At 61.5% G+C, this 20,373-nt stretch carries 18 protein-coding genes; 4 read left to right on the forward strand and 14 right to left on the reverse strand.

What is annotated here, in order from left to right; all coding sequences use genetic code 11:
* The first annotated feature begins 1 nt into the window (after nt 1).
* Nucleotides 2–1,216 (forward strand): chemotaxis protein CheC, encoded by a 1,215-nt coding sequence (locus tag HALXA_RS13915; RefSeq protein ID WP_013881016.1) that lies wholly within the window; start codon nt 2–4, stop codon nt 1,214–1,216.
* Between the two features lie 211 nt (nt 1,217–1,427).
* Here HALXA_RS13915 and HALXA_RS13920 read toward each other — a convergent pair whose 3' ends face one another.
* From HALXA_RS13920 to HALXA_RS13935, 4 genes are all read right to left on the reverse strand, one after another.
* A complete protein-coding gene (locus tag HALXA_RS13920) occupies nt 1,428–2,336 on the reverse strand; it encodes a CheF family chemotaxis protein (RefSeq protein WP_013881017.1) in 909 nt (302 codons plus the stop codon).
* 92 nt (nt 2,337–2,428) lie between these two features.
* Complete coding sequence (locus HALXA_RS13925; protein WP_013881018.1) at nt 2,429–4,102, reverse strand: type II/IV secretion system ATPase subunit; 1,674 nt, start codon at nt 4,100–4,102, stop codon at nt 2,429–2,431.
* Nucleotides 4,103–4,117: 15 nt separating this feature from the next.
* Complete coding sequence (locus tag HALXA_RS13930) at nt 4,118–4,876, reverse strand: ATPase domain-containing protein (RefSeq protein ID WP_013881019.1); 759 nt, start codon at nt 4,874–4,876, stop codon at nt 4,118–4,120.
* Between the two features lie 6 nt (nt 4,877–4,882).
* Nucleotides 4,883–7,144, reverse strand: a complete 2,262-nt coding sequence (locus HALXA_RS13935) for a FlaD/FlaE family flagellar protein (protein WP_013881020.1) — start codon at nt 7,142–7,144, stop codon at nt 4,883–4,885.
* Between the two features lie 241 nt (nt 7,145–7,385).
* Here HALXA_RS13935 and HALXA_RS13940 point away from each other — a divergent pair, with 241 nt between their 5' ends.
* Nucleotides 7,386–8,081: a DUF7500 family protein gene (locus tag HALXA_RS13940; protein ID WP_013881021.1), complete on the forward strand. Its 696-nt coding sequence runs from the start codon at nt 7,386–7,388 to the stop codon at nt 8,079–8,081.
* 53 nt (nt 8,082–8,134) lie between these two features.
* On the opposite strand, the gene HALXA_RS22695 is transcribed toward HALXA_RS13940, so the two are convergent.
* The 7 genes from HALXA_RS22695 to HALXA_RS13970 form a co-directional block, all read right to left on the reverse strand.
* Nucleotides 8,135–8,269, reverse strand: a complete 135-nt coding sequence (locus tag HALXA_RS22695; RefSeq protein ID WP_013881022.1) for a hypothetical protein — start codon at nt 8,267–8,269, stop codon at nt 8,135–8,137.
* Nucleotides 8,270–8,327: 58 nt separating this feature from the next.
* Nucleotides 8,328–10,049, reverse strand: coding sequence for an archaellar assembly protein FlaJ (gene flaJ / locus HALXA_RS13945; protein ID WP_013881023.1), 1,722 nt, complete (start codon nt 10,047–10,049; stop codon nt 8,328–8,330).
* 136 nt (nt 10,050–10,185) lie between these two features.
* Nucleotides 10,186–11,346 (reverse strand): FlaD/FlaE family flagellar protein, encoded by a 1,161-nt coding sequence (locus tag HALXA_RS13950; RefSeq protein ID WP_013881024.1) that lies wholly within the window; start codon nt 11,344–11,346, stop codon nt 10,186–10,188.
* A 63-nt stretch (nt 11,347–11,409) separates the two neighbouring features.
* Nucleotides 11,410–11,874: a flagellin gene (locus HALXA_RS13955; protein WP_013881025.1), complete on the reverse strand. Its 465-nt coding sequence runs from the start codon at nt 11,872–11,874 to the stop codon at nt 11,410–11,412.
* A 3-nt stretch (nt 11,875–11,877) separates the two neighbouring features.
* Nucleotides 11,878–12,417, reverse strand: a complete 540-nt coding sequence (locus HALXA_RS13960; protein WP_245550030.1) for a flagellin — start codon at nt 12,415–12,417, stop codon at nt 11,878–11,880.
* Nucleotides 12,418–12,546: 129 nt separating this feature from the next.
* Nucleotides 12,547–13,173: an archaellin/type IV pilin N-terminal domain-containing protein gene (locus HALXA_RS13965; protein WP_013881027.1), complete on the reverse strand. Its 627-nt coding sequence runs from the start codon at nt 13,171–13,173 to the stop codon at nt 12,547–12,549.
* A 2-nt stretch (nt 13,174–13,175) separates the two neighbouring features.
* Nucleotides 13,176–13,757, reverse strand: coding sequence for an archaellin/type IV pilin N-terminal domain-containing protein (locus tag HALXA_RS13970; protein WP_013881028.1), 582 nt, complete (start codon nt 13,755–13,757; stop codon nt 13,176–13,178).
* A 241-nt stretch (nt 13,758–13,998) separates the two neighbouring features.
* Here HALXA_RS13970 and HALXA_RS13975 point away from each other — a divergent pair, with 241 nt between their 5' ends.
* Nucleotides 13,999–14,193, forward strand: coding sequence for a hypothetical protein (locus HALXA_RS13975; protein ID WP_013881029.1), 195 nt, complete (start codon nt 13,999–14,001; stop codon nt 14,191–14,193).
* Between the two features lie 200 nt (nt 14,194–14,393).
* Here HALXA_RS13975 and HALXA_RS13980 read toward each other — a convergent pair whose 3' ends face one another.
* The 3 genes from HALXA_RS13980 to HALXA_RS13990 form a co-directional block, all read right to left on the reverse strand.
* A complete protein-coding gene (locus HALXA_RS13980; RefSeq protein WP_013881030.1) occupies nt 14,394–15,257 on the reverse strand; it encodes a CheF family chemotaxis protein in 864 nt (287 codons plus the stop codon).
* On the reverse strand, nt 15,254–16,516 hold the full coding sequence (locus HALXA_RS13985) for a HEAT repeat domain-containing protein (protein WP_013881031.1): 1,263 nt from the start codon (nt 16,514–16,516) through the stop codon (nt 15,254–15,256). The genes HALXA_RS13980 and HALXA_RS13985 overlap by 4 nt, the downstream gene beginning before the upstream one ends.
* 160 nt (nt 16,517–16,676) lie before the next feature.
* Nucleotides 16,677–17,285 (reverse strand): hypothetical protein, encoded by a 609-nt coding sequence (locus HALXA_RS13990; RefSeq protein WP_013881032.1) that lies wholly within the window; start codon nt 17,283–17,285, stop codon nt 16,677–16,679.
* A gap of 450 nt (nt 17,286–17,735) precedes the next feature.
* Between HALXA_RS13990 and HALXA_RS13995 the strand changes: the two genes are divergently transcribed.
* Nucleotides 17,736–20,327 (forward strand): hypothetical protein, encoded by a 2,592-nt coding sequence (locus HALXA_RS13995; RefSeq protein WP_049895317.1) that lies wholly within the window; start codon nt 17,736–17,738, stop codon nt 20,325–20,327.
* Nucleotides 20,328–20,373: the final 46 nt, after the last annotated feature.

The raw sequence follows: 20,373 nt of genomic DNA on the forward strand, positions 1-20,373 counted from the left end.
CATGGAAATCGACATTCGAGAACTCGAGACCTTTCAGGAGCTCGCCCACGACGGCGCACAGTCGGCCGCCGACTCTCTCGCACAGTTGACGGGGATCAGCACGAACGTTCAGGTGACCAACGTCTCGCTGATGTCCGCGTCGGACCTGCAGTACGAATTCATCGGCACCGAGTTCGCCGGCGTCAACATCGATCTGAGCGGCGAAATTTCGGGCGAGGTTGTCCTCGCGTTCGACGAACGGGGTCGGCGCGCGATCACCGACGAACTCGTTCCCGCCGACGACCCCGAGAAGAAAAAGAGCAGCATCAAGGAAGTCGGAAATATCATGTCCAGCGGGTTCGTCGACGGCTGGGCGAACTACCTGAACGCCAAGATCAAGAACTCGCCGCCGGACTACATCGAGGGGACCGGCGTCGACGTCTTACCCAAGTCGGCGACGGAGGAGGACACCCACCTCCTCGTGTTCCGCAGCCGCGTCGAAGCCTCGCAGGGCGAGGTCAACGAACCCGTCGACTTCCGCATTCTACTCGTTCCCGACTCGACCTCGCTCGAGCGCGCGCTTACGCCCCGCGCCGAGGACGGCATCTCCTTCGAGAAGCTCGAGGTCTTCACGGATATGACCAAGGAGGGCGCCGAGAAGGCGGCGGCGAACATCACCTCGATGACCGGCATCGACACGAACGTCAACGTCAGCCGGCTGACGCTGGTGCCGATCGAGGACATCCCGCGCGAGGTCGGCAACAAGCGCTACGTCGGCAACGTCATGGAGTTCGAGGGGAAACTCGGCGGCTACCTCGTGATCCTGTTCGACCAGCCCTCCGGACGGGCGGTCGTCGACTCGCTGGTGCCGATGGAGACCGACGAACAGTGGGGCAGCATGGAACAGGAGGCGCTCAAGGAACTGGGCAACATCATGACCAGCGGCTTCATCGACGGCTGGGCGAACGTCTTAGACGCCGAGATCAAACACAAGCCGCCGGAGTTCGTCGCCGACACCGGCTCCTCGATCATGAGCCCGATCACGTCGAAGATCGCCGAGACCGACGATCACGCGTTCATGCTCGACTCGAGCATCCAGACCGACAGCGATCAGGTGTTCACCTGCCAGATGCTCGCCCTACCGCGGCGGGACGAACTCGAGCAGGCGCTATCGGATCTGCTCGTCGAGAACTCGGAGAATACGCGCATCGATCCCGCCGACCTGTTCGATCGGTAAACGGGCGAACTTTTTCCTCCTCGAGGTCGCCGAAGGCGACCCACTCGGTGCAAAGACTCGATGAAAAATGCCGGAAGCGCTGCCCGCTTCCGGACCCTCGCTCGCTGTACTCGCAAGGAGGCCCTCGCTCTCGTCAGTCACTCGCAGGTGCACCGCTTCGGAACCGGTACTGAGCGTGGATTTCTCGAGGACCGAACCGCGCCCGGCGCCACTACCGATCTAACTGGTCGAGCGTTCCGCCCGCGTTGACGTCCTCGATCCGCTCGCTGACGATGATCCGTCCCTTCGCCGTCAGCGACATCTCGTTGCCGTTCTCGACGATCAGTCCCTTCTTCTGGACCGAGTTGAGGACGTTCGTCACGTAGGTCGGATCGCCGTCTAACATGTTGGTGAAGTCGATGTCGCCGCCGGTCGCGTGGATCCCGACCAGGACCCGCTTTTCGGGGTTCGAGAGCTCGAGGTCCGCGACCTCCTCCCGAAGTTCGTCGAACTCGAGGCGGAGGAACCGGGCGAGCAGGTTCACGTACTGACTCTTCGAGGGGGCGATCAGCGACGTCTGTGTGAGTCCGGAGCCGCGGTCGATGTGTTTGACGACCAGCGTCACGCGGTCGTCGCTCTCGCCGATCTTGTTGGTTCGATCGATCTCCATGACGGTCTCGACGTCGAAGCTGAAGGTGCCGGCCTTCGAGCGGACCTCGATCCGCCGGTCGTCGATGCCGATCTTCCCGGGGACGACGGAGGTGTCCTTGACGCGGCCGCCGACGCGGGCCGGGTGGCGGACGGCGGCTTTCCGACCGTCCAGCAGGCAGCGAAACAGCAGCGAGACGAACTCCTCGACGGACTCGCCGCGGCTCTCGATGACCGCGCTGCGGGTCCCCTCGTCGGTCTTGTAGCCGATCGTCACCGTATCGTCGAAGAACTGCCTGACGTGACTCGGGACGGTGCCGACGTTGACGTCGACGACCCGCGAGAGCGGAATCGTCTTCTTCTCGTCCTCGGTCACGAGTACGACCCGTTTCTCGGTCGTAATGATCCGCCCGGTAAACGGCGTCCCATCCCCCGTACCGCCGCGATTGAAAAAGAACCGCCCCGTGAAATCGGCGACGACGTCCTCAGTCATACGCTCCCATCTATCGTGAATTGTCTTAGCATTTAGGTATCGCCGTCGGTGCCGTTACCGCAGGTCCGTCTCCGTCGGTCGCGGTCGCGTCGTTAGTCCGGCCGCGTGATGTGGAACGGCAGCCCTTCGACGCCGTCGCGCTGGAACGACTCGATCGCCGAGTTGACCTCGTGGTACTCGAGGATGTTCTCCTGGATCATCCGCTCGATGATGTCGGCGCGGAACCGCAGGTCGTCGTAGATGTCCCGGGTCTCCGCATAGCCCAGCAGGGTCGCGATCTGGTCCTCGAGCACGTAGGAGTTGTTCATCCCCTGGAAGACGATCTCGTCCTCGACGGGGTCCCAGTAGAACACCTGCCGGGTGACGACCCCGTCCATCTGCTCGGAGTAGCCCTCGATCTCCTGGACCGAGGTCACGCGACGCAGGACGTCGTCGCCCTGCTTGACGCGGTTCTGGAACAGCGCCACGTCGGCGTTGTCCATGAACGTCTCGGGGACGTTGATCGGGTCCCCGGTAAACCGCTGGATCATTGAGACGATGTCGCTCGCGTGGAAGGTCAGCATGACCGGGTGGCCGGTCTGGGCCGCCTGGAAGGCCATGCGACCCTCCTCACCACGAACCTCACCCACGACGATGTACTCGGGGCGGGAACGAAGCGCGGCCTCGACCAGTTTGAACATGTCGACGTCGACGCTGTCCTCGCTCTGGCTCTCGCGCGTGAGCAGCTGCTGCCACGTGTTGTGGGGCGGCAGCACCTCGGCGGTGTCCTCCGCGGTGTAGATCTTCGAGTCCCGCGGAATGAACGACATGATGGAGTTCAGCGTCGTCGTCTTCCCCGACGCCGTCTCCCCGACGACGAACACCGTCTGCTCGTTCTCGAGACAGAGCCACAGGTACGCGGCCAGTTCGGGCGAGAGCGTCCCCCAGTTGGTAATCTGCGTCACTGAAAGGGGGACCTCGTCGCCCTGACGGATCGTGAGGCTGGGCCCCTTCACGCTCACGTCGTCGCTGTAAATGACGTTCAGACGCGAGCCGTCGGGCAGCGTCGAGTCGACGATCGGCTCCGCGTCGGTCATCGGGTTGCCGATCCGCTCGCCCATGTTCGAGAGCCAGCGGTCGAACGCCTCCCGCGTCCCGAAGTCGACCGACGTCTCGACCATCCCGAACACGCCGTGATCGACGTAACACTCGTTGGGGCCGATCACGTGAATGTCCTCGTTCTCCGGGTCGCGCATGATCGGCTCGAGCGGTCCCAGTCCGACGATATCCCGATTCAGGCGGTAGCGGATGTTCTCGTAGGTCTCCTGTGGAACTTCTTCGATGCCGGGGTGGAACCGAACCTTCAGCTCCTCGAGGAGGTTGTCCGTCTCCTCGCCCTTGATGTGGGTCGTCTCCTGGAGCAACTCTTCGATCCGGTCGTCGTACTCGGCGTCTTTCTCCGGCGCCTTCTTGGTCGCGCTGCGGCGAAGCAAGGAGTCTTTGACGCTCTCGAAGACCTCCTGCTCTTCCTCGGAGAGCGTCGGCTCGACGGCGAAGTACTGCATCTTCGTCCCGATGTCGCCGTAGACGTGACTGTAAATCGGACCGCCGACCGGGTAGATGACGTTCGGGTGTGCGACCTCGTGTTCGGCCGTCGGCTCGTCGATCAACATCGGGAACTCGCCGGTGATCTGTCGGAACTTCTTCAAGTGCTCGCGGAGGTGCGGGCGACGCGCCGCTATCTCCTGAAGCTCGTCCGACGGCTTCGGCGTCCCCATTTCCGTCATGCGGCGACCACCGTCTTAGGCGACGCTCCGGTTCTCGATGACGATTCCGGTTCCGGACCGGACCGAGTAGCCGACCCGGTCGCCGACCTGTTCGCCCATCCCCGCGAAGCGCTTGATGAACAGCTGGCGGCGGATGTCGTTCCCGACTTCGATCATCTCGAGTTCGATGAACACGTCGGCGATCGATCGGAACGGGCCGATCGCTTCCTCGCCGACCGTCGAGGGGTCGACCGTCAGCACGACGACCTTCCCCTGGGAGATGATATCGCGGAGGAACGAGATGATCTCGAGGGCGGCCTGGCGCTCCTCGTTTTGCCGGACCAGCGCCTCGAACTTCGGATCGTTACGGAGGATCGCGTCGAAGGTATCGATGATTACGATGTCGGCGGACCACAGGGTCTCTTCCTCCATCAGATCCGTCAGCAGATCCTGACGGTTGTCTTCCTCGGTGGTCGAGGAAAGCACGCCCCCGCTGTCCAGATCGCCGTGGAGGAACAACATGTTCTCGAACAGGAGGTGTTCCTCGACGTTGTAGTTCAGCGAGTCCATCTGGTCGATAAAGCCCTGTACCTCGAGTTCCGTCGAGAGGAACGTAACCGACTTGCCCGTCTGGCACAGTCCGTAGGCGAACCGTTGGGAGATCGCGCTTTTGCCGGCCCCGTAGTCGCCTTCCATGAGAACGATACTGCCGGTCGGAATGCCGCCGCCGAGTTCCTTGTTGAGGCGGTCGCGGTCGTCCAACCCGATAGAGAAGATATTGTTACGCTTACTCATAGTGCATCAGCTCCGGTCCGTCTCGTCGTCGTGGACGAGGAGCAACTGGACGGGTTCGATCGTCAGGTTGCCCTCTTCGTCCGGGATAAACAGCGGTTTGAGCGAGTCGTCTCCGTCCTGCTCCGCCGTCTCGGCGTCCGCCCCTCGAGCGTAGCCGCCCGTGTTGTAGAGGTCGGCGCCGGCCTCCGAGAGCACGACGTCCGAGTCGACCCAGATCATCTGGCCGTTGTCAGTAAAGTCGTCGTCGACGCGGTTCTCGCGGAGGACGGTCGCGTTGGTGCTGTCCGTCCAGACGGCGTCCGTTTCAGTTGCGGCGTCCGGTGCGGTCTCTCGCGTTCGATCCGCGTCGGCGCTCGAGGCCGCGTTCGCGTCGTCCTCCGATCCCGACTCGTCGATGAGGATCTTCTGGGCGCCGTTGGTGTCGGTCTCCGTCTCGTCGCGGTCGATGTCGACGTGCTCGAACGTCGTCCCACCGGACTCGTCGTCGGCACCCTGCTCGGATTCGTTCGCGTACGCGTCTGCGGCCGCGGTCGTGTCCGCGTCGTCAGCACTCGCGTCGGCACCGTCGGTCGCCGGCTCGTCGACGTCGTCGACGGCGGTGTAGACGAGTTCTTCGCCCGAGTCGCCGTCTGCATCGGCTTCATCGTCAGCATCGTCGGCCCCGTCGGTCTCGAGGTCGTCGGTCGCGTCCTCGGGGCCCTCGATATCGATCGAGAGTTCGTCGTCCTCGGGCACGTCCGCGTCAGCCTCCGGGACGTCGCCCGCAGCGCCGTTCAGGCCCTCCTGGGCCAGCCACTCGTCGAACGGTTTCCGTTCCTTCTCCGGCGTTTTGATCTGACTGATCCGCCAGAGACTGCGCTTGTGGTTGACGCCGAGCGCCGACCGCGGCTCCGGATCCTCGACGTCCGGCCCGCCGCCGAACCCGTTCAGCGTCGTCTGAAGGTGGGCTTCGACCGGCGAACTCACCCACCGGATCGACTCGTAGAACTTGATGGTCCGCGCGGCGCCGTTGAGCCCCGCTTCGCTCACGAGGTAGTCCAGCCAGTCCATCACGACGAACTGGGTGTCGTACTCCGAGGGGATCGACTCGAGGTACGGTCGGCCGCCGTCGTCCCAGGCGATATCGCCCGCGGGCGCGGCGCCCGCCGATTCGTCCTCGAGGTCGTCGACCGTCGCGGCCGGTTCGGTTTCGGCGGTGGCGGTACCGGTATCGGCAGCGTCCTCGGCGAAGGGGTCGTCCGCTGCGTCCTCGTCGGCACCGTCGTCGAATCCGAGGTCGGCGTCTTCCTCGTCCGCCTCCGCGAACGGGTCCTCGGGCTCGCCGGCATCGTCAGCACCGCCGTCGTCCGCGTCGCCTTCGTCCCAGTTGGCGTCGCCGGACTCGTACTCGGATTTCAGTTCGTCGAACGAGAGGTCCCCGTCGGCCGAGTCGGAGTCAGAACTCGTGTCGGCGTCGTCTCCATCGTCGAGTTCGAAGTCGTCGTCACCGCCCTCGTCCATGTCGTCGAACTCGTCGTCCATCCCGACGTCGTCGAACTCGAGGTCCTCCTCGTCGTCCGTGTCGTCCATGCCGTCGTCGAGGAAGTCCTCGGCTTCGGCGTTCGCGATATCGTCGTCGATCTCCTCGTCTTCCTCGTCCTCGACGTCGCTGTCGAACAGGCTCTCGTCGCCGAAGTTACCCGTCCCCTGGGCGCCTCCGCCCCCGCTGCCGTGCTCGAAGGAGTCGCTCAGCGAGTCGCCCTCGACGAACGGGTTCACGCCCTGCGTCACCATCTCGTAGACTTCCAGCAGCTTGCGAATGTCCTCTTCGATCTCCTCGAGGGAGTCGCTGATCTTCTCGTTCTCGCTCTGGACGGTGTTGACCGTTGAAGAAAGCGAGCCGACGTTGTTTTCGATCTCCTCGACGCGGGACTCGAGTTCGCTGGAGGGGCCGTCGTCGCCTTCGCCGCCGTCCATGCCGTCGAGCGACATCTCGCCGTCCATATCCATGCCGTCCATCCCGCCGTCGTCGCTGAGCAGGTCGTCGTCACCGCCCATGTCGTCCATGTCGTCCATCCCGCCCATGCCGCCGTTGCTGCCGTCGGCGAGGATATCGTCGTCGTCGCCGGCGTTCGAGTTGTTCGTGCCGGGCATCAGCCCCTCGTCGCTCGTGCTTCCCGAGAGGTCGCCGCCCATGAGGTCGTTCCCACCGTCGGAACCGCCGTCGTTCCCGTCGGTGTTTTGCCCGTCGCCGTCGCCGAGTAGATTCCCGATTATGGACAATAGCATCGTGAACTCACCACCGTCCCCGCCGTTTGGTTGCTCGCAGCCCTTCGAGGCTGGTAACCGCTCCAGACCAGATATGATCGTCTCGATACGGGCTGCGACGAGTAGTCATCGATGAAAGCTATACGAACCAACCTATTAAGTAATTATGGCTATTTGGACTTTCGTTCACAGAAGAGACTGCTGGAACCCATCAAAAGGTTTCTGACCACTCGCCGTGAAACTCGCCTAGAGTTGGCAGCCAATGACAACAGGTAACGAGGGAGGGGATCCCAAAGAGAAGGCCGACGTTCCGCCCGTACTCCCGAGCGAACAACAATCGTCGGGGGACGCGAAGGGTGCCCTCTCGCCCGACGACCTCGATTTCACGGAGAGTCCGTACGTGGACGAGATCGACGAGGGGCGATACGTGGTCTCCGCGGATCGAACGCCCCCGAACGTGCCCGACAAGCAGGGGTCGTCACAGTCGCTTCCGCAGGCCAAAACGCAGTCGCAGTCTCAGGCCCCTGCAACTCGATCGAACGCCAGCGGAGAAACAGCCCCGGCGACCGACGCAGGCCCCGAATCCGCACCCGCCGCGGCCGATCCTCGCGGTACCGCGAACGGGATCCAGAGTCCCGAAGCCGCCCGAACGCTCCTCGCGAACGAACTCGAGCGCGTCGACACCCGCTTTGCGATCGACATCGTCTCGCGGTTCGGCGAGGACACGGTCAGACACCGGATGACCTCCGACGACGTCGTCGGGACGTTCAACAGTCTCGTCTTCTGGTACGCGCGCCACGTCTCGCGGAACACGCCGACGAACCGCGCCGCCTCCCTGCTGCTCGCGAAATCGGACTTCACGCCGGAACTCACGGAAACGCAGGTCCGAACCGCGATGGCCAAACACGGACTCGACGAGTCGAGCAGTCTCGAGGAGTTGCTCGAGGCGCTCGAGTAGGCGGGTTGCGTTCGCTTTCGTCGATCCCTTTCTCCCGCCGCAGAAATCGGGACTCAGCCGGAGCCGTTCAGGAAGACCACGCCCCCCATAAACAGCGCGAGCAGGAGCGTAAACCCGAACAGCAACAGGCCGCTCTGAATCGATTCGATGCCGCGGTCGCGGCGAATACGCAGTCGGTCGAGCCTCATTTCGTCGTTCGTTCCGCTGGACACCTGATTGTTCTTGCGGCCGGGCGTCCGGTCGCGGTCACAGATCGACGGTGATGATCGCGTCGATCAGTCGCTCCGTGATTGCACCGGTAATCGACCCCATCCAGAGCAGCGCCGTGAAGTGGAAGTAGGAGTTTCCGAAGTGGCCGCCGTCCGCCACCCGGAGCAGTAGCGACGAGATGAACGCGTTAAAAATGAGCACGAGGAGGATGAGATACCGCAGCACGTGGATGTTGTACTGATCGGTGTGGATCAGGGAACCGGACATGATCTGGCTCTGCATGTCGATGTCGAAACTCGAGAGCATCGCCGCCAGTTCCAACCCGATGAAGAAGGCGAACGACGCCGCCGCCGTGATCCCGTAGATGACGCCGACGAGCGTCGTCGTCTGTTGCTTCCGCTCCTCGCGCAGGTTGATGATCACGCTCATGTTCTGACTGATGAGTTCGCCGAGCCGTTTCGGTCCGCCGCCCATCTCCCGACCGATCAGGTACATCTCGCTGAACTTCTGGACCAGAAAGGAGTGCGCGTCGCCGGTGAAGTACCGCCAGGACTTCTCCGTGCTCAGGCGCATGTTCAGCCGGCGGTACAGATCGTCGATATTCTCCGTCAACGGCCCGAAGTCCTGGTCTCGAAGCGTCGACAGCACCTCCGAGGTCGTGCTCTGCTTCGCGCTCTCGCTGGTTCCCAGCGCGCGGATGAAGTTCGGAAACTCCCGGTCGCGGTCGAACGTCTTTCGCTCCGCGTGCCAGAACACGGCACCCGGAATCAACAGCGGCGTCGTCGCGATCGGCATGTACAGCAACATCGGCAGCGACTTCACGAGCCCCGTTCCGGGGAGTACGCCGAAGAACATGAACAGCATCACTCCGACCACCAGGACGCTCCCGCCGACGCCGACGACCGTCGAGCCGAGCAGCAGTTTCTTGGTCGTCGTCCGGTAGCCGTCCTCGAGGTACCAGATGGGATCGTCCGGGACGATCGCGTGGATCACGAAGAAAAAGCCGATCTGGACGAACGTGAACATCACGATGACGATGCTGACGGTGATCGTCGGATTGTTACCGGTCAGCAGCGGGAGGACGATCGCGAACACCAGCGCGAACGTCGTCGAGATGATAAGCGAGAGGTACAGGTCCTTCAGCACGTCGAGGTTGCTGAGCGACTGCCTGTAGACGGTCGAGTACTTCTCGACCAGGACGTCCTGCTCCTGTTGGAGGAATTCGGCCAACCCCTGGCCGGCGCTCAGCGTGTAGGCCATTCGTTCTAACAGGTCGGCAACGGACTCGCTGGGAACCGCCTTCGCGCGCCGTCGGCACGCGTCGTCGAGGCTCAGGTGCCAGACGTCGACCAGATCGACGATGCGTTGCATCTCGTCCGCGAGTTCGCCGTACTCCTCCTCCTGGGCGAGCTGGCGCAGAACCTCCATCCGGTCGATGTTGGTCGTCGACAGCACCGTCATGTGGATCACGAACAGGTGGAACCGGTTTTCCATCTCGATGCGGCGCCTGTCGACGGCGAGTCGCGGATAGCCGACGGCAGCCAGGACGATCAGTAGCCCGAGCACCGGAAGGAGCAGCCGGGCCAGCAGGAACAGGTCGACGACGACCGCCGCGACGATCGTTCCGAGGAAGATCAGCACCGCCGGCAGCAAGATTGCGGGAAGATAGATCTTCGCGGGAAGCTCCATCTCGTCGTACGCCTGAATGATGGACTTCGTAAGGTCGGCTGCTCCCGCAGTGCGGTCGGTAATCCCCATAGAGGTTCCAGATCTCCGTTCTCGGCGGTCTTCGCTGCCTTCGCTGCCGGCGCTTCGACGCGGGCGGCGCGGACCGTCGGGTACGCGCTACGTACTTATGCACTCCATACAAAACTTCTGGCCTCCTGACCGACGGTTATTCCCCGGAGGGATCGGCGGCGTCGGCTTCGACCGGCGGCTCGATGGATAGCTCCGTCGCTTTCTCGGGTGTCGCGATGTTCGCGATGTACTGCAGGCTCCGCTTGTGTTCGTCGGTGGTGAGTACCGACCGCGGTTCGATCTCGTCGTCCGCCACGGGCGCGTCGGTGAATCCGTTCAGCAGCGATTGGAGATACGTTTCGACGGGGTCGGAGATCCAGTCGATCGACTCGTAGTAGGCGATCGTCCGCGCCGCGCCGTCCATCCCGGCCGTCTCGATGAGGTACTGCAGCCACTCGATCGTCACGAGCTCCGCGTCGGTTCGCGACGGGTGGCGAACCAGATACGGCGGTTCACCCATCTCTCCGTTCTCGCCGAGTGCGGTCGTTTCTGAGGCATCCGTAGTTTGCTCAACCGCTTCCGCCGTCTGCATCGGCTCGGGCTCGGGCTCAGGATCAGACGACTCCTCGAGTTCGTGCTCGTCGGCACCCGTCTGGTCTCCATCAGCTTCGTCGTCAACTCCGAACTCGTCGGCGTCTTCGTCGTCCTCGTCGTCCTCGTCGAACTCGTCCGCGAACGGATCGTCCTCGAGCGCATCGTCTTCGGCACCGTCGTCGAACCCGTCCCCATCCTCCTCGAGCGGGTCGTCGATCCCGTCACCGTCGTCGAACTCGTCCGCCGCGAAGTCGTCTTCGTCCTCGTCGACTTCCTCGAGGTCGTCGTCGAGGAAGTCTTCGGCTTCGGCGTTCGTGATATCGTCGTCGATATCGTCGGCGGGATCGTCGCCGCCGAAGACGCCGCCGTCGCCCGTCGCCGTCTCGAACGCGTCGCCGATCTCCTGATCGCCCACGAAGGGGTTGATCCCCTGCGTGACGATCTCGTACATGTCGACGAGCCGGTCGACGTTCCGCTCGACGGTCTGGATCGAGTCGCTGATCTTCTCGTTTTCGCCCCGGACCGTTTCGACCTTTCCCTCGAGGGAATCGATCTCCTTCTCGATCTCGTCGAGCCGGTAGGAGAGCTCCTCGTCGTCGGAGCTGCCGTCATCATCGTCGGCGAATCCCATTTCGCCGCCCATCAGGCCGTCGTCGGCACCGCCCAGCAGGTCGTCGTCGGCGCTTTCGTCCTCTAGTTCGTCGTCGTCATCGAGTATGCTCATTGTCTTCTCCAGTCTGTGGTCGCACCGCCGTCGCGGCTGCTAGGGTATTCGTACACATTCGTTTCACTCTACGTAGGTGTCTATACTGTCCTCGTTGCCGTTCACGATGACGGTAATTTCCGTGTCGTTCTGGACATTTTGGTCCCCGTACGATGCGGTGACTTCGACGACGCCGCCGGGTGCCCAGCGGTTGCTGTCGGTGTCGACCCGTTCGACGCTCGTTACGGGATCGTAGGAGCCGTCAACGAGGACATCGACGTAGTTCGGGTGCGCGGGAACGTCTCGATCGCCAATGTTTTTCACCAGTACCGTTGCGGTCTCGTTCGTTTGGTTGATGATCGCATCGGATTGCGATTCATCGCTGATGATCGCGATATCGGTTTCGATCTCCTCGGCGACCGCCGAGCCCCGCGTCTCGATCGAGTTACTCACCTGATCGACCTCCATGATTACCGTTCCCGCGACCGCTGAAGCGATCACGAGACTACCGATGAACATGATCAAGTGCGTCGCCGTGACGCTCGACATCTATTAGCTCCCTCCGCTGATTTCGGCTGTCGCAGCGATCCCGCGCTCGGTCGTTATCTTGACGCGATCTCCGTCGCCGGTGATTTCGCTGTCGCTCTCGAGTTTGCTGTTATCGATCTCGATCTGCAGCACGGTTCCCGGCAACCAAACGTCGCTGCTTGACCGTGTGCTGTCGTTCGTAATGATTGCCGTCTCCGCATCGGAGTCGTTCGTCGGGTAGTACTCTCCGTTGACTACGACGTCTGTCCGCTCAACTGATAGCGACCGTGCGCCGTCGTTGGTCACGTTGACGACTGCATCAACAGTTGATTCCGTCTCGAACGATTCGATGACGATTTCCGAGTTTGCCTGCTCACGAAACTGGTCGTTCTTCGCTGAAAACGCGTCGCCAGTCGTACTGGTAATGTTGAAAACCGTGGGGACGATGGCGCTGAAAGCGACGAGAACGCCGATGAGTATGACGATGATAGCGCCGCTCGTACTGAACCCCATTGTATCCTCTTGATGTAGCAGATTCTTAAAAGCCCTCTGGCCATTCCTCAACCAACCAGTCGCATGCCACCAACGCGACTACGAGTTGATCCGGGAATTTGGCTTTGTCCGACGGTTTTGAGTAACCTTCCAGCTATCAGATCGTGTCTACGGAAAGAAAAATGTCTGCAGCCGCGCAGCTTAGAGCTGAACTGCTTCGCCGCGATCAGTAAAGAGATCGGGTGCACGGAGTTCGACTTCCGTAGTTGCACCAGACGGCGAAACGATGCTGAGCGACGATTCGTCACCTTCTCCGAACTCCGTTCCGGCATCACTGTCGCCGAACGGACCATTTGCTGGGTTAAAGATCAGTGTGAAGTCGCTGTTTTCGTCGCTGAGAACCGCATTGTTCCAATCGACGAATCCATCGTCATCCTTCGCGGCAAATTCACCCCGTTCGAGATCAGACACGTTAGACACATTTGCCAGTGTGAGCGTTTCTTGACCGTTCGGTCCGACTGCCTGGACGATTGTTTCGTTAAGGTCGATTTCACCAGCACCGGCTGCACCAGTGACGGTAATATTAATCGAGGAAAGATTCGACGGATTTTCTTCGTCCTCAACGATACCGACTTCGCTGGTTACGTCGATTCGTTCAGAAACGAGATCCGTGCTTTCTTCACCGGTTGCTTCTGCTTGCGTCTGCAGCATACCTGCAGTGTTGATAAGGACACCTGCGGCGATCGCAGCGACTAGCACCATCGCGATGAACACGATGAGGGTACCGATACCAACTTGACCTCGTTCGGTTGCTTCGTTACTAAACATGATTACAGCCTCACCGAGCTATCTTCGTCAGTGATCGTCGTCGGGACGCGAATTTCGGTCTGCGTCGTCGCACCGGCATCCGTCGTAAACGTGACCGTCATTCGGTCACCTTCTGCAAGTTCAGCGTAACCGACATCATTAAGACCGACGTTCAATTTCAGTCGGTCGCTGCTTTCGGTTAGGACGGGATTGTCTCCTCCTTCTGTGACTCCCTGAATATTCGTAATACTAACACCGCTAGTGTCGTTTTCGGTCGTAAAGGTTTCTTCACCCTCCGAACCGATGAACTGCGCCGTCGTCTTATTGAGGTCAATCGGACTCGAGCCGGGTGCCATTGCTAGAACGAAATCAATGTCAGTGACGTTGTTAGAGTCGCTGACGTTACCGGACACGCTAACGATCTCGAGGCGATCGCTCACTTGACTTGTCGATTCTTCACCGGTGGCTTCTGCCTGCGTCTGCAGCATGCCAGCCGTGTTAATTAGGACGCCTGCGGCGATCGCAGCGACCAGCACCATCGCGATGAACACGATGAGGGTACCGATCCCCACTTGACCGCGGTCTCCGTCTGTGTGTTCGAACATGTATTGGTCTTGCACCCGGCTGTTGCCGGGGCAGTGAAGACACGTTCTGACTACCTGTTATTAAGTCTACTTGCCGAAATTGACATTACTTAACTCTATTCGCCGAATAGTATACGATTTAAACTTAGTGGCCGATATTGATACCGTGTATTTAGCATTGTTGGCCGAACACCGATCAGTCTAGTTTGCTTCCCGCTGTCGGCCGGGATACTTATCTGCCCCCTCCCACGATACTCTCCGCATGAATATCGTCGACGGCACCAAGGTCGAGTGCAGCCGCTGTGATGAACTCATTTCGCTGGACGATGCTAACGTCCTCGGCAAAACCCACAACAAGTCGTACGCGAAACCACTTTGTGACGACTGCCTCCAGAACGTCGGCGTTCCGAAGGGGTACGAGCTCGAGCGCGACGTAAGCTACCTCAAGGAAGAATAAGCCTCCGCGCGGGCCGACCGCTCTTTCGCCGGAATCGTGTTCGTTCCGGCGCGGGCACTGATACGATACTACCTCAAATCGAATCCCTTTCTCTCAGCGTCTGTCTGATGGTCTCGAACACCATGGAATTGTCGTGCTCGAGGCGGCCGCTCAAGAATAAGAGAATCAATACCGCACTCGACACTGCAAACGAACCTTCGCTACTTGCTGTTCATCGCTTCGCTCGCGATGTTTCGGCCGCGCGGTTTCAACGCGACCTCTCGTCGAACCCGCACCTCCTCTAAGACGTCCAGTTCGATCAGTCGCTCGTAGATCTCCTCGACCTCGTCCGTGTTAATATCCAGAAACTCCGGCACCTCGAACGGCGACACGCCCGAGTAGATCGCCATCAGAACCTCTTCCTCCTTCCCGGAGAGGTCGATCTGCGAGGCGTTCTTCTCGGCGCCCTTGTCGAGCACCGATTTGAGGACTGCGCAGTTCTGCGGGCCGCCCGAGAGGTACGTCTGGACGCTCGAGCCGTCCTCGGTGTGTTCGGCTTCGATGACGGGCCGTTCCTTCGAGAGGATCGTCCGCTCCTCACTTTCGACCGTGCCGACGTCGTCGACCTCGATCTGGACGAACGAGCCGTTCTCGACGGCGAAGTTCGCGACGCCGGTGTCGACCTTGACGCGGGCCTTGCTCCAGCTGGTGTCCTGGACGACGCCGCCCTTGACCGCCGGGTGCTTGATGAGGACGATCTCGCCGTCGAGGATCGCCTTCTGGATCTGGAGCTCGAACTCGTTGACCTCGGCCATCGAGATCAGGTGGACGTCCGCGCCGGTGTTGATGCTGATGTAGTCCGAGACCTTCGCGACCGTCTGGTTGACGTCGTACCGCCCCTTGATCGACTTGATCTCCGAGAGCGGCATCGTCTTTTTCCCGTCGTTGCTCGCGATCACCAGGCGCTTGTTCGAGAGGACGATCCGGCCGTTCGACCAGTTGGTATCGGACATCTTGCGCCCGTCGCGCATCACCTGCGTGAACTTGCCGGTGACGTCCGCGAGCTTCTGTTCGGATCGGCTCATGCGAAGTCACCACTCATCGCGCCCGCTCCGCCCAGTTTCGAGAGGGCGGAGAAGCCCCGTTTCCGGAGCCGGTCGCTCTCCGTTCGGTCGACGAACGACGAGAGCCGATTGCGAGACTGCTCGCCACCGATCTTCCCCAGGACGAACAGGGCTTTGACGCGCATCTCCTCGTCCCTGATGTCGTCTTCGACCAGATCGAGCAACCGCTGCTCTAAGTCGCCGCCTTCCAGCAGCGACAGGCTCGTCGCGGCGAACTTCGAGGTCATCTCGTCCTCATCGGCCAGCGTGTCGATCAGCGCATCCTGTGCCGCCTGTCGGTACTCCTCGTTCGCGATCCGACCGAGCAGCCACGCCGCGTTGCGCCGCTGTGCGGTCTCCGAACTCCGATCGAGGATCTCGATCAGCGGCTCGATCGCCTCGCTGGCGTTGGCCTGCTCGAGTTCGCCGACGATCTTCTCGCGGACCTTGTGGCTGGCCGACGCGGGTGCTTCCGAGAGCAACTGCACGAGCGAGAACATCGCTGTTCGCCGGACGGAATCGGAGTCGTCGCGCAACGCGCCCGCGAGGATTTCGACCGCCTCGACGCTGCCGAGTCGTCCCAGCGCGTCGACCGCGATCCGGCGAACCGTCTCGTCCTCGTCGTCGGCGACGTCGACCAGTTCTCGCAGGGCGTTGTCCGTGCCGATATCCGCGAGCGCGTACGCGATTTCGACTCGAACGCCGTACTGATCCTCGTGGAGCCTTTTCGAGAGCGCCGGGACGGGTTCGGGGGATTCGATTCGCCCGAGCGCGCGTGCGATCCGCTTTCGAACGCGCGGATCCGGGTCGTCCAGCTGATTGACGAGGGCCCTGACCACGTTGTCCTCGCCGATCCGTCCGAGACCGGTGGCGGCGGCCATCCGCAATTCGGGACGATCGGCCTGCAGTCCACGCGCCAGTACTTTCGCCTTCTTCCACTCTGCGATCTCGTCGAGATCCTGGCCGGAAATCTCGCCGATGAACTGCTCGAGTGCATCCTGGCCGTACTGGTCCAGCGCGTCGATGGCTGCAGCCCGGACCTCGTCGGCGTCGTCAGTTTGGGAGGCGTCGACGAGCGCGTCGATGACCTCGTCCCGCGGGTATCGGTTCCCGCCCGCTTCGGACTCCAGACTACCGAGTATTTCCGCCGATCGACGTCGAATATTCGAGTTCGAACTTCCCTCTAAGTGCTCGATGAGTTGCTCGAATTCGACGTTGCGCTCGAGTTCGAATAGCGTCATGCTGGTGAATCACCTGTTCCAAGCGGACCGCCGGTCGGCTGTCGTTGAATTCTGCCCGGCTGTGCGACTCGCTGAATATGCAGCAGTTTCGTCCGAGCTTGTTCGACGATCGCGCGTTTGCGTTCGCTCCCGACTCGTTGCGAGGCATTGTTCTTCCATATCACTCCTCATTAGCTGTCTCGTCGCTATCGTTCTCGCTCCCGCTCGATGATTCGGCGTCGGATTCCGATTCGTCGCTCGCGTTTCGATCGGTCGTCGTTGCAGTCTCGTTGCTCGTACCGCTCGCGTTCGTCTCGTTCGCGGATTCGTCGTCGTATACTTTCGTGTCCGCGATCTTGTTCCACACCTTGAGCGGATTCGCTTCGCCGGCTGCGTGTTGCTCGGCCCACTGCGAATTCACCGCCCAACCGCCGACTTGTCCGTCGAACCGGCTTTCGGGAACGATCTCGGTGTAGAGGTAGTTGACGTCACCACCCCGTGCGATGAACCCATCCTTGAAGATTCGATAGATTAACCCGATTTCTTCGTCGGACTCTCCCGGAGACTCCGCGTCCGACTCGTAGAACAGGATCAGATCGTCGGAACCAGTATCTTCGTACAGTTCGTCGACGCTGATATCGTTCTCCTCGAGGAGGAAATAGAACTCGCCGGCTGTCGCCGCCGTTTCGTCCGGATTCTCGGCACTATCGACGATCGTCCCTTGTTCGTCGTCCCAGTTTTCCGGCGCCTTCGGTTCGACTGGAACGCGACTGCCGGTAAGCGAGGTCACCGAGTTCAAACAGCCCGCAGTACTACCGAGTGCAAGCGTTCCGATGCCGGCGAGGGTCTGTCGTCGGCTCAGCGTCGACCGAGCAGCCGGCTGTGCTGTCGTGGCGTCACGGTCACGACGGTCGCGGCGCTCGATTTTCGAATTACTAAGCGTACGTTCAGGACCCGTTGGCATCTTTACGATACCGTCACACCAATACGTGAAAAGCGCGTCGGCCGTCGGGGCGACATTCCCCACGAACTGAAAGTCACTGCCAGAGAGTATATTATGCTTCCACTCAAACGCTTCCCACAGACTGGTGCCGCCCTAATGTACGTGACCTCGATTATCCGCGCGTTGATCGGCTCTTTGCCTTCGTTTCTGGCCGAACTGGGAGTTCCCACTGCGCGCCTGCGCGGGCGTCACCTCCACGATCGTTTCTCATCTTCGTCCGTTTCTGCAGTACTCCTCTTGTCACTCCTCTCGCTGGTGATCGTCGGGGGTATCCTTCTCGGTGGAATCACCGGAATCGGTACCGGAACCGTATCTGAACCGGCCGATCTTTCGAGCACCCCTGCCGTCGACGCTGATACGTCGATTCAACCTGCCGTCCTCGAGTCGACATCCCAGCGACCGCTCGGACCCGATGCGCACGAGGAACAGTCGTTCCGTTCCGTCGCGTTCAGTCAGCCGAACGCAGACACGCCCGACGAAGACGATGTCGTCGTCCGCCTCGAGGACGATCACGTCGTCACGGCCGCAGTTGCCGATCGGATGCCGTCGGATCCGTACGTCGAGACGGTAGACGATGGGGATCACCTCATCGTCGACGAGGAGAGCAGCTATGACTATCCGGTCGTCCAAACGAAAGATGGCACCGTCGCAACTGTCGGCGACGATGGGGCACCGATCGCACGGATCAACAACGGAACGGATCTCGTCGTTCTCAGCGATAGCGGGTCGATAGCGGACACGATCGTCGTTGACCGTGCCGACGGATTCGTCAAAACGGAAGACGGCAGAACCAACGTAACGGTCGACGGAACGCCGATCAAGTACCCGAATTACAAGAAAACGGAAATTCACCCGACGATTCAGAACGTCACCGCCGTCAACGAGGGCGAAACTATCGAGATCGCGGCAGCCTTCGAGAAGCGAGAGTGGGGAAGCGGCGAACGCGACGTGACCGTACGACTGCTCGATTCGGGGTCGCCGCAGGAAACAGTCACTCGGACGATCGAAATCGGCGACGAGGAGCGGATTAGTGAAGTTCTTGAGTACGAAACCAAGCGCGGCGATCATACGGCCGATGAAATTGAACTCACTATCGACGGCAATTCGGATGCCGAAGACGTCTCCATCGGCGCCGCGGGCGCTGCAGTCGTCAATCTCGAGACGCGAGGGACGGTCGAAGGCGACGCGCTGGAAGTAACCGCCGAACTCGACCGCTTTGGGACCGTCCCGGAAGGGAAGCAGGATTATCCGATTACCCTCTCGATCAACGGCACCGACGTCCGAACGAACGTCGTCACGCTCGCGCCTGACGCGACGACGACAGAGACCTTTACGTACGAGGCCGACCGCGATGATGTCCCGCAGGTCGACGTTCGCGTCTCGAGTCCGACGGATTCGGCGTCGACGACGGTACCGGTCCTCTCTCGGTTAGAACACGATCACAACATTCGAACGGAGGTCACGGATACGACGATCGGCGGCCTCTCCGAAGAGTTCGACGTCTCGGCCGTCTTCTGGTACAGCGGTGACCTTCCGGGAGGAGAGACGCAGTTCACCGCGAATCTCACGGCTGACGGAACCGTCGTCGACCAACAGGATATCACGCTCTCCGGCTCGTCGGCGGCGAACGCGACGTTCACGCACGAACTCAGTGAGTCAGCACCGCCGATCGCGAACGCCACTATCGAAACGCCGGCGGATGTTACACCGGTCGAACTCGACCAGGAAACCGTCATCACGTTCGACGAGATAACCGACCCCGCTGCGCGAAACGGCCAGCTGACCGCCACGGTCACCGTCGAAAACCAGGGCGAAACGCCGGGGACGGAGACGCTGACGATCGAGCCCCGGAACCCCTACGCCGTCGAGTCGGACGGCACGTATACTGCTTCGGCACCGCTGGAGCCGTCGGAGTCGTTCACGGAAACGGTTACGTTCGACGTCACCGAAGACGCGCCGCCGAACCTCGACCTCGTGGCGTCGACGACCCACGCGAGCGAGATGCGGACGGTCCAGATCCGCGACAACGAATCGCGCTTCGAGATCGAAAACGTGTCGGTCGATGCGGGAGCCGACGGTACGAACCCCGTCGTCACCGCAACGATTCGGAACACGGGCGGTGCCGCCGGAACGCAGGACGCGACGCTCACGTTCGACGACGAATCGATCGCGACCGAGTCGGTTTCGCTCGAGCCCGACGAAAAGCGGACGCTCTCGGGTGCGGTCGAGCCGGCGGAAACGGGGACGTATTCCTACGGCGTCACGACGGACGACGATTCCGTCAGGGACACGACGACCGTCGAACCGGCGGCGGACGACTCGTCGGGGATCGTCGGATCGGTTCAGGACACGATCTCTCTGAACGGGTCTCGACTACCGCTTCTCGCGGCGTCGCTGCTCGGCGTCGTGCTAGTCGGAGCGGTCGTCGTCGGATATCGGACGGATTCGGACGATCTCCAGGAACTACAAGAGCGGATGACAGGGATGACGGCCCTCCAGCCGGCCGCACAAAAACTCCAGCAGGCTGCGCGAAATGCCCGAAACCTCGTCTCCAACGGCGGCAGCGGCTCCGTCGTCGTCCAGAACGGCTTGCCCCGGACGGCGCTCATCCGGGTTCGCGTTCGCTCGGACGAGGAGATCCTGTTCCTCGAGGACTTCGAACTCGCCGAGGACGAACAGCGGACCCTCGAGTGCCTCCCTGACGCGGACCAGTTCGAAGTCGGCGCCGGCGTCGACGATATCGCGGCCCACGAGGAGACGTTCCAGCGCGGCACCGCCGAAGTCGGTGTCGTCCTCCAGCCGGACGGGATCACGATCACTGCATTGTAAGCAGGGAGGGGGAGTCGCGGTTCGGATCCGACCTAAATGCGGTCCG

Origin of the sequence: Halopiger xanaduensis SH-6 (assembly GCF_000217715.1) — an archaeon.
Lineage (GTDB): Archaea > Halobacteriota > Halobacteria > Halobacteriales > Natrialbaceae > Halopiger > Halopiger xanaduensis.

Coding starts and splice junctions, on each gene's coding strand:
- HALXA_RS13965 (WP_013881027.1), bottom strand. CDS start 13,173: ATGTTTAGTAACGAAGCAACCGAACGAGGTCAAGTTGGTATCGGTACC.
- HALXA_RS13925 (WP_013881018.1), bottom strand. CDS start 4,102: ATGACGGAAATGGGGACGCCGAAGCCGTCGGACGAGCTTCAGGAGATA.
- HALXA_RS13920 (WP_013881017.1), bottom strand. CDS start 2,336: ATGACTGAGGACGTCGTCGCCGATTTCACGGGGCGGTTCTTTTTCAAT.
- HALXA_RS13915 (WP_013881016.1), top strand. CDS start 2: ATGGAAATCGACATTCGAGAACTCGAGACCTTTCAGGAGCTCGCCCAC.
- flaJ (WP_013881023.1), bottom strand. CDS start 10,049: ATGGGGATTACCGACCGCACTGCGGGAGCAGCCGACCTTACGAAGTCC.
- HALXA_RS13935 (WP_013881020.1), bottom strand. CDS start 7,144: ATGCTATTGTCCATAATCGGGAATCTACTCGGCGACGGCGACGGGCAA.
- HALXA_RS13970 (WP_013881028.1), bottom strand. CDS start 13,757: ATGTTCGAACACACAGACGGAGACCGCGGTCAAGTGGGGATCGGTACC.
- HALXA_RS13930 (WP_013881019.1), bottom strand. CDS start 4,876: ATGAGTAAGCGTAACAATATCTTCTCTATCGGGTTGGACGACCGCGAC.
- HALXA_RS13985 (WP_013881031.1), bottom strand. CDS start 16,516: ATGACGCTATTCGAACTCGAGCGCAACGTCGAATTCGAGCAACTCATC.
- HALXA_RS13975 (WP_013881029.1), top strand. CDS start 13,999: ATGAATATCGTCGACGGCACCAAGGTCGAGTGCAGCCGCTGTGATGAA.
- HALXA_RS13950 (WP_013881024.1), bottom strand. CDS start 11,346: ATGAGCATACTCGATGACGACGACGAACTAGAGGACGAAAGCGCCGAC.
- HALXA_RS13940 (WP_013881021.1), top strand. CDS start 7,386: ATGACAACAGGTAACGAGGGAGGGGATCCCAAAGAGAAGGCCGACGTT.
- HALXA_RS13955 (WP_013881025.1), bottom strand. CDS start 11,874: ATGTCGAGCGTCACGGCGACGCACTTGATCATGTTCATCGGTAGTCTC.
- HALXA_RS22695 (WP_013881022.1), bottom strand. CDS start 8,269: ATGAGGCTCGACCGACTGCGTATTCGCCGCGACCGCGGCATCGAATCG.
- HALXA_RS13980 (WP_013881030.1), bottom strand. CDS start 15,257: ATGAGCCGATCCGAACAGAAGCTCGCGGACGTCACCGGCAAGTTCACG.